This window comes from Paraglaciecola sp. QJM3NY_14, assembly GCF_056173245.1.
Genome location: NZ_CM149664.1, coordinates 3,963,801 through 3,978,844 on the forward strand (window position 1 = coordinate 3,963,801; position 15,044 = coordinate 3,978,844).

General features: G+C 45.0%; 13 protein-coding genes. 6 read left to right on the forward strand and 7 right to left on the reverse strand.

Features of this window, described 5'->3' with window-relative positions:
* The 3 genes from AC0VYA_RS17005 (at nt 1) to AC0VYA_RS17015 (ending at nt 3,326) form a co-directional block, all read left to right on the forward strand.
* Nucleotides 1-1,500 carry a diguanylate cyclase gene (locus tag AC0VYA_RS17005; RefSeq protein ID WP_475489047.1) on the forward strand — a complete coding sequence of 500 codons (1,500 nt, stop codon included), beginning with the start codon at nt 1-3 and terminating at the stop codon, nt 1,498-1,500.
* 97 nt (nt 1,501-1,597) lie between these two features.
* Nucleotides 1,598-2,005: an EAL domain-containing protein gene (locus tag AC0VYA_RS17010; protein WP_475489048.1), complete on the forward strand. Its 408-nt coding sequence runs from the start codon at nt 1,598-1,600 to the stop codon at nt 2,003-2,005.
* Between the two features lie 391 nt (nt 2,006-2,396).
* A complete protein-coding gene (locus AC0VYA_RS17015) occupies nt 2,397-3,326 on the forward strand; it encodes an exopolyphosphatase (RefSeq protein ID WP_011576110.1) in 930 nt (309 codons plus the stop codon).
* 44 nt (nt 3,327-3,370) lie between these two features.
* Here AC0VYA_RS17015 and AC0VYA_RS17020 read toward each other — a convergent pair whose 3' ends face one another.
* From AC0VYA_RS17020 to yejK, 4 genes are all read right to left on the reverse strand, one after another.
* Nucleotides 3,371-3,904: a VC2046/SO_2500 family protein gene (locus AC0VYA_RS17020; RefSeq protein WP_475489049.1), complete on the reverse strand. Its 534-nt coding sequence runs from the start codon at nt 3,902-3,904 to the stop codon at nt 3,371-3,373.
* A gap of 176 nt (nt 3,905-4,080) precedes the next feature.
* Nucleotides 4,081-4,890 (reverse strand): M23 family metallopeptidase, encoded by an 810-nt coding sequence (locus AC0VYA_RS17025; RefSeq protein ID WP_475489050.1) that lies wholly within the window; start codon nt 4,888-4,890, stop codon nt 4,081-4,083.
* Nucleotides 4,883-5,758 (reverse strand): 6-carboxytetrahydropterin synthase, encoded by an 876-nt coding sequence (locus AC0VYA_RS17030; RefSeq protein ID WP_011576113.1) that lies wholly within the window; start codon nt 5,756-5,758, stop codon nt 4,883-4,885. Before AC0VYA_RS17030 ends, AC0VYA_RS17025 begins: the two co-directional genes overlap by 8 nt.
* Before the next feature lie 149 nt (nt 5,759-5,907).
* A complete protein-coding gene (yejK, locus tag AC0VYA_RS17035; RefSeq protein ID WP_475489051.1) occupies nt 5,908-6,957 on the reverse strand; it encodes a nucleoid-associated protein YejK in 1,050 nt (349 codons plus the stop codon).
* 186 nt (nt 6,958-7,143) lie between these two features.
* Between yejK and AC0VYA_RS17040 the strand changes: the two genes are divergently transcribed.
* Nucleotides 7,144-7,362 (forward strand): YejL family protein, encoded by a 219-nt coding sequence (locus AC0VYA_RS17040; RefSeq protein WP_006994434.1) that lies wholly within the window; start codon nt 7,144-7,146, stop codon nt 7,360-7,362.
* Nucleotides 7,363-7,370: 8 nt separating this feature from the next.
* On the forward strand, nt 7,371-8,900 hold the full coding sequence (locus tag AC0VYA_RS17045) for a DUF3413 domain-containing protein (protein ID WP_475489052.1): 1,530 nt from the start codon (nt 7,371-7,373) through the stop codon (nt 8,898-8,900).
* A 52-nt stretch (nt 8,901-8,952) separates the two neighbouring features.
* Here AC0VYA_RS17045 and AC0VYA_RS17050 read toward each other — a convergent pair whose 3' ends face one another.
* From AC0VYA_RS17050 to fabB, 3 genes are all read right to left on the reverse strand, one after another.
* Nucleotides 8,953-9,801: a putative RNA methyltransferase gene (locus AC0VYA_RS17050; RefSeq protein ID WP_475489053.1), complete on the reverse strand. Its 849-nt coding sequence runs from the start codon at nt 9,799-9,801 to the stop codon at nt 8,953-8,955.
* Between the two features lie 74 nt (nt 9,802-9,875).
* Nucleotides 9,876-11,072, reverse strand: a complete 1,197-nt coding sequence (locus AC0VYA_RS17055; RefSeq protein WP_011576117.1) for an MFS transporter — start codon at nt 11,070-11,072, stop codon at nt 9,876-9,878.
* Nucleotides 11,073-11,429: 357 nt separating this feature from the next.
* Entirely contained in the window at nt 11,430-12,644 is a 1,215-nt protein-coding gene (gene fabB, locus AC0VYA_RS17060) for a beta-ketoacyl-ACP synthase I (protein WP_011576118.1), read from the reverse strand.
* A gap of 261 nt (nt 12,645-12,905) precedes the next feature.
* Here fabB and mnmC point away from each other — a divergent pair, with 261 nt between their 5' ends.
* Nucleotides 12,906-15,023 (forward strand): bifunctional tRNA (5-methylaminomethyl-2-thiouridine)(34)-methyltransferase MnmC2/FAD-dependent 5-carboxymethylaminomethyl-2-thiouridine(34) oxidoreductase MnmC1, encoded by a 2,118-nt coding sequence (gene mnmC / locus AC0VYA_RS17065; RefSeq protein WP_475489054.1) that lies wholly within the window; start codon nt 12,906-12,908, stop codon nt 15,021-15,023.
* The last annotated feature ends 21 nt before the right edge of the window (nt 15,024-15,044 follow it).

The following is a 15,044-nucleotide window of genomic DNA, read 5'->3' on the forward strand; positions in this document are numbered from 1 at the left end:
ATGAGAATACGCAGTTACCTGGCTTTACTTGTTTGTGCCTGCTTGCTGGGTGCATATGTTTTAGAGCAGGTGCTCGCTTATCGTTTTAACAATGTACAGACCTTAGCCGAAGAGCATAGTAAAAGCCTACTTTGGGAGAAAGATTTACAGCGAATTGAAAGTACAGCCTCCCAGTTTTTAGTGTCATCTGATTTAGTGATTGGCTCCGGCAATACCTACCTTATATTCGGCGCCAAAAACATGGGGCAGTACCTCGTAGATGAGCTAGAGGTAATGCAATCCGATGTGCGATTCCCTGAGCTCACTTCCAAAATATATGAATCTCAATCTTTTGTTAAAAATATTATCGGTACACTGGATATAGTTTCAGATCTTCCGCCGAGTAATTTACAACTGAGCTTGAGTAAATTGCTCAATCAATATGACCCCGTGAGTTTGACGCTATCCCGCAACATTCAGTTTTTAACCCAAAAAACCGCCGAACTGATTAAACTGGAGGCAGTACAGTTAGAAAACGAAAAACAGCGTATGGTAGAAGTAAGCTGGGTGACGCGCATTGGCTTTTTTCTGCTAATAATCGGTCTATGGTGGTGGGCTAACAATCGTATCTGTAAACCCCTGAACGGCCTAATTTATTCATCGCACCGCGCCCTTTCAGGTCATGATTTTGAAGCTTCTAAAAAGGCACCTACAGAAATTTTAGAGCTGAGCAACGACTTTAAGCATTTAACCGAGACGCTGTTTCATCAAGCGTCTCACGACCCTCTCACCGAGCTACAAAACCGAAGGGCGTTTGAGCGTAATCTCCATGAGATAATGGATGACAGAAGGCTTAGCTACTTTTTGTGTTTTATAGACCTAGATTACTTTAAGACGATCAATGATACATGCGGTCATGCTGCTGGAGACGAAATTCTGGTTAAGGTCGCCCGTATTTTAAAAGCCAATGTGAGAAGCAACGACATAGTGGCGCGCTTAGGAGGCGATGAGTTTTCAATTTTAATTAAAGACTGTCCGTTTGATAACGCATTGCAAATTGCCAATAATATAAAAGAGAATATTCGGGGCTTAACATATCACTGGGAAGGTGAAACCTTTCACCTCAGCGCCAGTATCGGCGTAGCACCTAAAGTGCATGGTAGTACGACCACTGAGCTGCTCAATTCAGCTGACGTTGCTTGCGGGATAGCGAAAAATACTGGGCGTAATACGGTGCATTTATACGATGTGAGCAATGAAACGGGCGTCAACAAGCGCCAAGACATATTATCCGTTCATCAAATCAACAACGCTCTCAAAAACGATCTTTTTGTCCTATATAGGCAAGACATTATACCGCTACAACATACTCAGCAGGATCAGCACTTTGAGGTATTGCTGCGCATGAAGGGCCCAGATGACACCATTATCAGCCCTGCACGTTTTTTCCCCATTGCTGAGCGTTACCGCCTTACCAGCAAGATAGATCGCTGGGTGATTAACGCTTTATTTACCCATTAAGCCGATAACAAAAAGCAGCTCGACAGTATCCATACGATTTCAATTAATCTGTCAGGTCACTCAATGAATGAATGACAGAGAGTTAGAGCAGTTTATTATGACTAAAGTAAAAAGCGGGCTTATCCCAGCGACAAAAATATGTTTTGAAATAACAGAAACGGTCGCAATCACTAATGTTAAGCGAGCAAGATTGTTTATGGATAACATCAAGGCACTTGGGTGCAGTTTTGCTCTGGATGATTTCGGCAGCGGACACACTTCTTATACCTACGTAAGGGAACTTCCCACCGAAAAAATTAAAATCGACGGCTCTTTCGTTTCATGCATGATGGAAAACCCTCTTGATTACACAGCGGTTAAATCTATTTGTGATATTGCTAAAGCGGCAAAACAGGACGTTATCGCTGAATGTGTTGAAGATAAAAAAACGATGGAAGCACTGAAGAAGCTCGGTGTGGATTACGGGCAAGGTTATTATTTTTGCCATCCTTACGCTCTTGTTTAGGGGGGGGGACCTCGCTGCGCCGGTGTGACGGCCATTAAAAAGCCGCAACATGAAACATGAAGCGGCCCAGGGATACTACGACAGTTCACTACGCTGTCATTAAGTTAGTCGCCAAATACAGGTAAAAAGTTTAATGAAGAAAAAAATAAAAATTTCTTTTTTTCCTGTGTGTCTTATACCTTAGGTAGTATACGGTATTATTTTTACTCAAAAATATAACTGAGCATATTGTGCTTAGACTAAATATCAATACTTATCAGAGATTTACTTTTTGAATAATACTTTGTTACGTTTTAGACTCAATTAACACTCGGCGATAATGGTTAGCTTGATTTTTCCTATTCAGAGCACTAAAAACGTTTGAGTTTCAATCCACAACCAAGAGAGCATTATGTCAAACAGTACTTTTCGACTTATCACCCGCAGCGACTTCGACGGCTTAGTCTGTGCAGCTTTGCTTAAAAACATGAACATGATTGACGACATTAAGTTTGTTCATCCTAAAGACATGCAAGATGGAAAAATTGAGGTTGGGCCGCAAGATATTTTAACTAACTTACCTTATGTCGAAGGCTGTCATATGTGCTTCGACCACCATCACAGTGAAACCATGCGTAACAAAGCGCACGATAATCACGTTATCGACCCATCTGCCCCTTCTGCCGCGCGAGTGGTTTACGATTATTATGGTGGCAAAAGCAAATTCCCTAAAATCTCTGACGAGCTAATGGATGCCGTAGATAAAGGTGATTCAGCCAATTTTAATCAACAAGAAGTCCTCGACCCACAGGGATGGGATTTAATGAATTTCTTGATGGACGCACGCACTGGATTAGGCCGGTTCCGTGAGTTTACTATCTCAAACTACAATTTAATGATGAAGCTTATCGATTGCTGTTTAGATCTCAGCGTAGATGAAATTATTCAGCTTCCCGACGTGCAAGAAAGGATCAAAATCTATCAAGAGCACCGCCCGCTAGCGATTGAACAAATTAAACGCTGCGCCACAATCAAAGACAACTTAGTGATTTTAGATTTAAAGGATGAAGATCCCATCTATGCCACCAATCGTTTTATGATTTATGCCTTGTTCCCCCAATGCAATATCTCTATTCATAAAATGTGGGGCTTTCAGAAACAGAATGTGGTGCTTGCTATTGGTAAATCCATTCTGAATAAGTCGTCTAATACTAATATTGGTGAAGTGTGCTTGAAACATGGGGGCGGCGGACATGAAAATGCAGGTACCTGCCAAATTGCCACCGAGCAAGCCGAAGCGGTATTGCAAGAAATCACCCAGAAGATTAATCAAGACGGCTAAACTACATTAGCTTAATAAGAACCTTTATGTTGATTCAGCGTTTTTCAGGCCTGCATTTGCAGGCCTATTTCTTCCAGTAAATCAAAGATACCGGTCTCATCCACTTTAATTTCATTAACCGAACCATTGTCTGCCATGGCGTCTTGGCTGCCAGCAACATGTTGTGCATAACGGCTTTGGGTGTGTATATCGCAATTCTCGAAAATATCTTCATCAATATGAAAAGCATCATTGTGCAATGACAGAGGTTGTGGGTGCATTGCCAACCATAGCTGAGCACTGCGAATACCATCGCTGTGAAGTAATTGCGAGGTTGTATCCGCTAACGGCCAGTCTTGGGCAATTGCTTGCAAGGGAGCTTCGGGGTAATCAGATCGAACGCCATAAGCTTGCTGCGTGACAGCTTCGTTTGGGGCGCCAATGTGGGGGCGAGCCAATACGTCTTGTTGCAGCATCGATAACAACAGGGCAAATTTCGCTCCTTGGCTTGACGCGCGATTAAGCGACCCGCCGAATTCAAGATCCTGCGCAGCCTTATTGACCGTTTGATTATGTTGTGCTGATTGAGTTTCCTGCAAGCCTAGCTCACCAATAAATATCGTTCGAAAAACGGTAGATAGTAAAATAATTGATTAACTAGGTTATCGCTCGAATAGACTGAAGCTTGAGAGTTTGCTTGGTAAAATTAGCAGCAGAGTTAGCTTGACCATGAACGCCGGCATTCAAAATAGGCGCCCACGGGCAGACTTAAGAGTTATCGTCTAGGTACAAGTAACGCGGGATCAATGCGCACGTTCATCCAATTCATTCGCCAGTCAAGGTGCGCACCAGTCACCCGCCCTGTGGCACCAATTTCAGCAACCAATTGACCTTGCTTCACTTCATCACCCGCTTTCGCTGATCCCTTGCTTAAGTGCAAGAACGTAGATGACACACCAAGCCCGTGATCGATAATCATAGTGCCCCCCGAGTAATACATATCAGGGACAAATAGCGTGACTACACCATCAGCTGGCGCATAAACAGGAGTGCCTGTAGGCGCTGCGACATCCACACCATAGTGAGGGCGTTTAGGCTGACCATTAAGTACCCGCTGGCTACCGTAAACACCGCTTATCGGCCCTTCTGCCGGCCATACAAAATCTTGAGCGAAGTCGGTGCGCTCATCACGACGTGCGCGAGCTGCAGCCACTTGCACGTTATCCTGACGGATTTTATCTAGCACCTCCTGTGGAGGAGAGACCATTTTACTGGGCAGGCCTTCAATACGCTGAATGTCGTATTCTCGCGAGGTTAACGTGATACGCTTTTCATGTGTTTTACCTTCAGGGTCGCGCCATGTCAGTTGATGCTCCAACGTATCGTCTCTGCTAAAACCAAAAGCAAATTTGCCATCATTGCCCACTAAAATAGACTTATCATCAAGCCAAATTTCACTGCCCGCTGGCACGCTGCCCCGCAGCAAACTGCCTTGAGTTAGCTCTCCTCGCAGCTCGAGCATCTCGGCGTGGGCCCCCACCATAAACAGTAAATTGATAAACGCCCCAAAAATAAGTTTATGCATAAGCGATAGCGCCTTTGCCGACACCTTCAAAAGCAAATATTTTAAATTCGCTCTCAGGTACTAAGCGCTTTTGCTCATCAGCAATGTACTGCGCTAGGCACTCTACTGTGGTATCTGTATCAACCATTTCCGTTTCAGCCTTGGGAATGGCCAATTCAAACCAACCCTGTGACGATTCGTAGCCAAACAAATAATGTTCAGTGAAATCCGTTTGGTTTTTTACGAAGTTCACCTTATCAGCGCTCACTAAATCTTCGTTAGAGCCTACATAAATATCGCACCAGCGCTCGGCCCAATACTGCTGCCACTCTAGGCTTTCATGTTGGTTTTCAACAATGGTAATTTTTGAGCGATGCCCATGGGCGATGCGCTGACAGTTACCGTCGTGCTTTTTCAAACCATGGGTATAGTGGTAATACGGAGTATTGATCACTTCAGCGCGCAGAGTTAGCTCTAGTCCTGCCACGTTGTCAGGTAAATGCGTTGCGATCACCTGCTTTAAATATTGGCTAACCGATGACATAGTTACATGCTTAGAGTACACGAAAGCATACGCCTCAGAGGGGCAATTAAGATGGATAGAGCGACCTTCTGGGCGCATAAAGTCCACGCTTACTCTGTCGTTCTTTTCATCCCGCCATATATGGCTGTATTCATGTTCAACGGGGATCAGCAATTTATGATCGACATATTCATCGATCAAATGCTTGAGCTGCTTTTTAACCTTAGAGAAATCGAGCACCATGCTCTCTTCATTCAAATCGCCGTCTAATACGACATCGACTATCCAACTTTCTCCAACCATGCCGCGCTTGGGGCACAAATACGAGAAATCCATAACGGTTAAATCGTTAACGAATAATTGCATAAAACAGACTGAATACCTTTGTTGAGAGCATAATTTTGGGGCAATGGTTAGTATATTACGAGCGCAGTATATCGCGGGTGTGCAACTTTATCATGTGTTTACACCAGCCTGAATCATCAGACTGGTGCGCTTTAATCGCTATATCACCGTTACTTTTGAGTCTTGAGCAACTGATCTTTCAAATTCGGCGGAATGCCCTTGATCATCAGCGTGTCAGAACCCGCATCATAATGCACGCGTTCACCGTACAAATTACGCTCAAAACTTAAGCTTATACCGCCGCCTTGACCACTAAATTTTGCCAAGGTTTTCAAAGCGCTACGGTCTGCTTGAAAGTTTTCTTCAATCGGCGTTTCACTCTTAGCTACGAACTGATAGAAGTCTTCGCCTTCAGGCTCTTTAGGTAGTTTATCCGCCAATTCTTTTAACTGAATATCCTCACCTGCATCGAGTTTTTCTTTGTAATACTCAGAAACAGTTTTACGGGTCGCTTGCTTCTCACTGGCATCCATTTGTTCTGACGCCAAATAATCATCAACTGAGCTGAGTAATTGCTTATTTTGCTGCTTGATATCGACCAATTCTTCACAGCCCAAAAAGTGCATGAAGAAGTCAGAGACCTTGCGGCCCATTCTGCCTTTAATAAAGCTGATATAGCGATTCTGCTCCGGTGTAGTTGAAAGCTGAGTAATATCAATGCGTACCGCAAGTTGCATTTTGGCTAAATCTAAGTGATCGCTGCTGCTTAGTTCTAATTCACGATTAATTTCCACGTGCTGCTTGGTGTTTAATATCGCGATCATTAAATATTCAGTAGCCAGAAATTCATAATGGCTGAACACCACAAACCCCGTTTCAATACTCGCCATGTCCGCCATGGTCTTTTTCAACATCTCGCTGCTCTGAATACTGAAATCGACGAACTGTTCAGGGTCGCCAAGCATCGCATTCAGTTTGTCTTGGAACTGACTCACCGGTACCTCTTCACCATCTTCATCTTGGGGAGGCGCTGAGCCTTGCTCAAGGAACCCACCCACCCCTTTACCTGGCTTTGTATTAAACGCATGATTAATCTGCTGGGCGAGATCTTCAATCTCAGGGGTAACTGAAAAACAGCTATCGCGTGGAACAAGTGTCAGTTGTTGCTGATCATTTATCGCTAATTGATGTACCACAAAGTGACGAATGAGTGCGCTCACGTTGGCTCCTTTAGTATTGTTAATGGTTTACGCTGTTACAGCACAAACCTAAAATGGATCTTGTTGGACGAATAACTAGACAACTACCGCCCTTTTCGCCGACTATTTATCTGCCTACAGTGCGCATTACTCGCATTTTGAGCAGACCATTGTTACTATCTCGCCATCACTATTGAGAGAAAAAACATGCCTCAAAATTCTAAATATTCGGACACCCAATTCGAAAACGTTATGCACGACATCATCATCGCACTGGAAAAGCATCAAGCCAGTCGAGATTTATCATTGATGGCGTTGGGTAATGTCATCACTAATATTTTTATGCAACAGGTCAATGAAAGTCAGCGAAGTGAAATGGCTGATAAGTTTACACAAGTACTTTTAAAAAGTATCAATGCTAAATAGATAAATTCATGATTTTAACAGAAACGCCTAGACGCAAATTAGTCACGCAGTTAGTTACTTGGGGCCATTGGTTTGCGCTTTCAAATATGATCCTGGCCATCGCGATTGCCAGTGTCTATATTTTTAGCTCACCCGCCCCTGAAACGCCATTGGGGATCACTTATTTACTGACTAACTGGATCAGTCATATAGGGTTTCTGACTTTCTTCGGGTTTATCATTCTGATATTACCCTTGTGCTATCTAGTACCTAACGCGCGAACGGTCAAAGTGGTGAGCGCTGTTTTAGCTGCGGTGGCACTCGCCATGCTCGGGTTTGATGCATTGCTGTATAACAAATACGGTGTGCATCTGAGCTTTTCTACCGCTGAAATGCTAAGAAGTGAAGCCAACACCAGTATGTCGTTGTTTGGTTGGCAAAGGTGGGCGTTTTTCTTTCTCATCTTTATATTCTGGTTGTCTGCTCAATTAGTCATCGCTAATGCGCTTTGGAAGCGTGTTGCGCGCTTGCAAAAACGTAAATTGGCCTTGCCAATCAGCAGTTTTTTTGTGGTTTGTTTTGTGTCTAGCCATGCTCTGCATATATGGGCTGACGCGAACTTGTACCACCCTATTGTGCAGCAAGATGATTTATTTCCGTTATCTTACCCAGCCACAGCGAAAACCTTGATGTCTCGTTATGACCTGCTTGACAGAGACAACTATGAGCAACGTCTTGAGCTGCAATTTGATGATCGGATCAGCCAAATTAACTATCCTTTGTCGCCTTTGTATTGCTCGGTGTCTGTACAGAAGAAAGTGTTATTATTGGTCAATACGGACACACAGGCGAGCACGCTTGAAACAACCTTAAGCCATCGCATTCCGCTATACGCTGATCAATCATCCGCAAGCGATAGCCAGCGCAGTTACCTGTTTGGTCTTCCTGAGCTATATCATTCAGCGCTTAGCAAGAAAACGCCTATTTTGCTGGAGTTACCTGCCGCTTTAGGATTACAGGTGGGTATTTTTGCGAATGAACTTGAGGCTGGTAAACAAACACAGAAATTCAGCCAACAATGGTCTGATTTCGAGCAAGGCGTTACCTCCGCCAAGACGAACCTTGCCATAGGCTTTGTCAGCAATGAGCAACTCAGCGACATACTTGCTACCTCGCAAGTGATGCAGGATTACCAAGTATTAGTTGTGAACACAACTGAAGCTGGCGAGTATGCTCTTTATAGCACGAACACGCTTTTCGCTGACTTTGCCAGCAGTGAAGACTTAGCGCCTACCATACTGAATTTGTTGGGTTGTAACGCCCCTACGCAAAATTACAGTACCGGGCGGGACTTGAGCAAGCCAGGGCGTGACTGGTTAGTAACCACCCAAGAGCGTATGGTTATTGTGATGCAAGATAACAAGCGCATTGAGGTCTCCAGTAACGGTAACAGTAAAGTGTATAACTTATTAACTGCTAAAGAGTTACCGGATGACGCTGATACACGCTTGCTCAGCCAAGCAATTAAACGTCTCAGCAGTTTCGCCGCGCCACGTTAAATTGAATATCGAAAGATCATAAAGCCTGCTTCTGCAGGCTTTTTTGTGCCCGCTAGTCAACTTTACGCAGCAATCGTAATGAGAAATGCGCACTGACGTGAGTCAATAATTCTTTGATCCGCTGCGTGTTTTCTACCGACGTAGACCAATAATAGGGCGTCATCATCAGCAAGTTCATGCGCATCTCAGGCTGGGCTAGCTCAAAATCAAAAGCCAGTGTTTCTTCATGCGCCAATTCAAATCCCGGTGGCACGGGCGGAGACGCTTTGTGCTCTGCAGGGGCTGCGTATACACAAGCCTTTAGCTCAGCTAAGTGTTCAGGAGCCGGGTTCACTTGTAACCAGATCCCGGCTTCATCCAAAATACGCAAAATTTCTTGCTCGCTACTCGGGGCAAATACTTGGATAACGCCTTGTTGACTCGCATCGGGTACAGGAATAGCAAAGCTGCTGGCAACGCAGAATTCGCTCTCAGGGTATTTCTTAGCAGCCTTTTGCACCGCAATTTTTGAAATATCTAAACCCGCGCCAATGACTTTAGTACTTTGGGACTGTTCATTCATTATCGTTAAAATACGATGTAAATAGTAACCTTCACCACAACCTGCATCGAATACATTTGAGCTTGCACCGGCTTCGTCATTTTGCTGCTGTGAGCGAACATACTCACTCAACAATTCAGCCATTCTAGTGGCCAGTGGTTGGTAATACCCTTGCTCCAAAAAGGAGCGCCTAGCATTGACCATCTGTTTGTTATCACCGGGCTCTTTACTGTTTTTATGATGAGCGAGCAGTAAATTAACGTAACCTTCTTTAGCCACATCATAAGTATGCCCCGCGGCGCATTTATAGGTGCGTTTAGATAAAAGTAAAGGCGACTGACAGGCAGGGCAAATCCACATGGCGTATTCCGGATAATAAAAAAGCGCAGTGTAGCAGAATTTACGCTGCGCTTGAGGCTCATTAAGCCCCGCGATTAATTAACATCAACCTTGCTTGATGCGATATGTCTTTTTATGAAACGGCTATAAGCCCACGCCATACACCATAGCCAAGCACCACCGATAGGGATAACCCAAAAGGCGGTGGTTAAAGGGGCGAAATGTGCCCACAAGCCTGTACTGAAAGATGCTACCTGTACGCCAATAGAAGAGCCAATAACGCATAAACCTGAAATAATTGGCCCTTTATCGCTGTCCACATCCATTGCAGCGGACAGCATAAGCGGGAATAAGCCGCCTAAACCTAATCCCAGCATGAAATTCCCCCACGACATCACTACAGGGTCAACCGCGAGCTTAATCATAAAGCAGCCAGCGACCATGATAGTCGCCAAAATCAGCATCAATCTGTGTGAGGTTAACCACTTTAGTAACAGCGCAAATACAAGGCGGCTCACCACCATACCCGCGGTAAAAAAAGCGAACACTAAACGTGATTGCTCACCGCTAAAGCCATGGCCATTCTGTGCGTAACTTACAAACCAATTAGCGTTACCAAACTCCACCATGCCATAGCCAAATGCAGCAAGGGCTAGAAATATAAAGACGGGGCGACGAATAATGTCGCCATAAGACAGGCTTTTGCGATTCTTTTTAGCCTCTTCAGGCGCCACCAGTTTTTTGCCTTGATGTGCTACGCGCCAGGTATATCCGGCTAACAAAAGTAAACCAGCAGCTAGAATACGTAGTGGCCAGCGCCAATCGTGTTCTATTAAGTACAAGCCAGAGACATAAAATGGTGCGGCCAATGTGCCTAGGCTAAACATGAAGTCCATAAAGCCCATCATCGCTGAGCGCTTATGAGCATGTAAGCGAGCAATAACTGTATGACCTATGGTAAATAGACTCGAAGCAAACATGCCCAGCACTAGCGCTCCTACTAACAACCAGAACCAATGCTGCACAAATGAGATAGCAAGCAGTAGTACCAAAACGCACACGAGTAATACGGCAAAGAGCGACATAAAATCAAACTTCTGCGCGTATTTACCACCCAAGATAGCACCGAGGATCATACCGATAGAGATTAAGGTAAAAAAGGCACCACTTATCACCTCGCTCATCGCCAGACTCTCAGCCAAGTCTGGCAACAATACTCCCCATAAAATAAACACCATGCCAAGAAAGAAAAACCCAGCAAAGATGACAGACGTAGCTGCGCGGCGATCCATATATACTCCAAAGAAATAATTTGATGCAGATAAAATGTGGTGACTGGAATCTTAAAACAATAGACTCAGGGTAAAGTGCCTAATAGCAAAACAGTTACCGCAAGAAACTGCAATCACCTTTTTCACTAACGAGGCTAATTTTCCGACTATTAATGCACAGCTAAAATACTGCTAACACCAACATTACAAACCTTACATAACATCAATATGCTCAGCCTGCCAAAAAAACCGTTATAGCAATTCCATTCACCGTGGCAGTAAAAATATGCACACGCTTAGGACACGTTGAGCAAAAAAATTCACTTACAAAAAAGCCCGCTAAATAGCGGGCCTTTTCATGATTGATGCGCTGAACTACTAGCCTTTGTAGCGCTGCATCACCAAAGTACAGTTTGTACCGCCAAAGCCGAAGCTGTTTGACATCACCGTATTTAGTTTAGCGTCACGGGTTTGAGTCACTACATCCATCCCGTTCGCCGCTTCATCTAATGTTTCGATGTTGATAGAAGGCGCAATAAAATCGTTTTCCATCATCAACAAGCTGTAAATCGCTTCGTTAACGCCAGCGGCACCCAGTGCATGGCCGGTCATCGCTTTTGTAGCGCTCAGTGGTGGTACTTTATCGCCGAACACTTCACCGATAGCCCATAGCTCTTTGACATCGCCCACTGGGGTAGAGGTACCATGAGTATTAATATAATCAATTGGCTCATCAATACCGTTCATCGCTTGCTGCATGCAACGAATAGCACCTTCGCCTGATGGTGCTACCATGTCGGCACCGTCTGATGTCGCGCCGTAACCCACGATTTCGCCGTATATTTTAGCGCCGCGTGCCAGTGCATGCTCTAGCTCTTCAACTACAACCATACCGCCGCCACCAGCACCAACGAAACCATCACGGTTGGCATCATAGGTACGTGACGCCTTGCTTGGCTCATCGTTGTATTTAGTAGAAAGTGCGCCCATGGCGTCAAATTCCATTGATAGCGTCCAGTGCAGCTCTTCACCGCCACCAGCAAAAATAATATCTTGCTTGCCTAACTGAATTTGCTCTAGGGCGTTGCCAATACAGTGAGCACTGGTGGAACATGCTGAACTAATCGAATAGTTAACACCTTTGATTTTAAAGGGAGTAGCTAAGCAGGCGGATACGGTGCTGCCCATGCAGCGCGTTACCATGTATGGCCCTACACGGCGTAAGCCTTTTTCGCGCAATATGTCTACCGCTTCCACTTGATGTTGAGAAGACGCACCGCCAGATCCCGCAATAATGCCCGTTCGCACGTTTGATACCATCTCTGGGGTCAAACCTGAATCTTCAACAGCCTGCTGCATCGCAATATAGGCGTAACCTGCGGCATCCCCCATAAAACGCAATGTTTTACGGTCAATGTGGTCAGCTAAGTTGATATCAACTTTGCCCCAAACATGACTGCGCATGCCATTTTCGGCAAATTGTTCAGAATAAGTGATGCCAGAACGCCCTTCTCTAAGAGATTTCGTGACTTCAGTTTTGTTGTTACCAATACTAGAAACAATGCCTAGCCCGGTGATAACCGCTCTTCTCATGATAAACCCTTCAAGCAAAAAATTGCTGCTTTTAAAATTGCCGCATATGGTAACGATTTTCGCGATGCAACTGGTCTGCTCTTTAGCGTATAAAAATCGCGCATCTCAGCCTGCGTACTACAAATCATTACCGGTTATAAATAGCATCCCTATTTACTTAACACTGTTTGGTTTGTATAGACCGTTTGGATTGTCCAAGCAGTTACCTTAAACTATCGTGCTTTTGAAGACTAGCCCAAGCATACGTGGAGACCCAAACGATTGACCATTAAAACAGCAGATATTCAGTTTAACGCTGATGGCACGCCAATCGCCACGAATTTTGATGACGTGTATTTTTCATCTTTTGACGGCGCCGCAGAAACCGAATATGTTTTTTTACACAATAATCTGTTGCCTCAGCGTTGGCAGCAATGGTCAAAGCCTACCTTTGTTATTGCTGAAACAGGCTTCGGTACTGGGCTTAACTTATTAGTGACACTGGCTGCATTTAAACAGCATTTGGCTCAACACCCTGCCAGTACATTTACCTTGCACTATATCAGTACGGAAAAATTCCCCCTCACCCATACAGACTTAGTCCAAGCGCTTAATGCTTTTGTTCAATTTGAAGATGACGCTAAGGCATTAATTGCTCAATATCCTATGCCACTCGATGGTTGCCATCGTATGTCTTTTCTAAACAACCGCGTCATTGTCGATCTATGGCTAGGTGATATACATGACTCATTACCCCAATGGTACACCAATGAAAACGGTTTAGTGGACGCCTGGTATTTAGATGGGTTTGCCCCCAGCAAAAACCCACAAATGTGGTCCCCCCAGCTGTTTGAACAAATGGCCCGCTTAGCCAGTGACGACTGCACCTTCGCTACCTTTACCGCTGCTGGTTTTGTTAAGCGTGGCTTACGTGATGCAGGCTTCGAAGTAGAGAAACGCAAAGGACACGGCCGCAAGCGAGAAATGCTTGCAGGCATTATCGCCAGAGAGCCTGAAACGAAAGTCAATCGTCAGCTAGCCCGTTATTATCAACGCGGCGCTTATGTGAATCCTACGTCTGTAAATACTCGCTGTGCAGAAAATCACGCGCAAACGGCTTTAGCGAGTAAGCCCAAAGTCGCGATTATAGGGGCCGGTATTGCAGGGGCTAGCATGGCCTATGCCATGGCGAAAAAAGGCTATGACTGTGATATTTATTTTAACGATGCGACCCCTGCACAAGGCGCATCGGGAAATCCTCAAGCTGGGTTTTATCCACAACTCAATGTGGATGCGAGCCATGCCAGTCAGATTAATGCTCACAGTTTTGTGTATGCCGCCAACCAATATCGACAGCTTCAGTCCCAAGGTTTTCACTTCGCGCACCAATGGTGCGGTGTGTTGCAATTGGGTTTTAAGCCTGCGCTAGCAGAGCGTTATGCAAAACTGACCGAAAGCCAGTTATGGCCCGGTGAGCTAGTAAGGTATGTTAAGCCTAGCGAAGCCGCACAATTAGCCAACTGCGAGATGCCATACAGTGGTTTGTTTATGCCACTCGGCGGTTGGATAGATCCAGCACAACTGGTCGATGCCCTATTCGATGCTGCAGCGAAATTGAGTCAGGTGAGGTTATATAGCCATCATGCACTCAACGGCATAGAGCAAAAAAATGTCTCAATTACCGCGCAAGAGAACACACGCTGGCAATTACATTTTGAAGCGTCAGAGGCCACTTCTGGAACGAATAAAAATACTAGCTTAGCCCAGGCTGACATTGTGATTTATGCCACCGGTGCACAAAGTCATGACATAGCAGCGCTCGCGGATTTTCCTCTGCGCATGGTGCGAGGCCAAGTTGAAGCGGTGCAGGCTCAAACGGCGCTTAATAAATTAAATACCGTGCTATGTCATAAAGGCTATTTAACCCCGGAATATAACGGCCAGCATGCGCTAGGCTCAACCTATGTGAAAAATGATTTAAGCACTGATTACCGCCTAAGCGAGCAAGACAAAAATTTAGCCACCCATTATCAATCACTGTCAGACTGCCAATGGGCGCAAGAAGTGGTGGGGAACGCACAAGGCCGAGCAGCAGTGCGTTGCAGTTCACCGGATCACTTACCTTTGGTGGGGGCATTAGCAGATATTGAGAAGCAAAAGAAAGAATTAAGCGATTTGTACAAAGCCCTGCCCTTAAGCTATTACCCAAAAGGCAGCGATATTAATAATGTGTTTATGCTAACAGGGCTAGGCTCTCGTGGGTTAACTACGGCGCCGTTAATGGCTGAAGTACTCGCCAGTCAAATCAGCGGACAGCCACTGCCAATGGCAAATGATTTACTAAACACCCTAAACCCGAATCGTTTTTTAATTCGCCAGCTGATCCGCCGAGAAGTTTAAGCGAGCACCCTTAGTGATTAT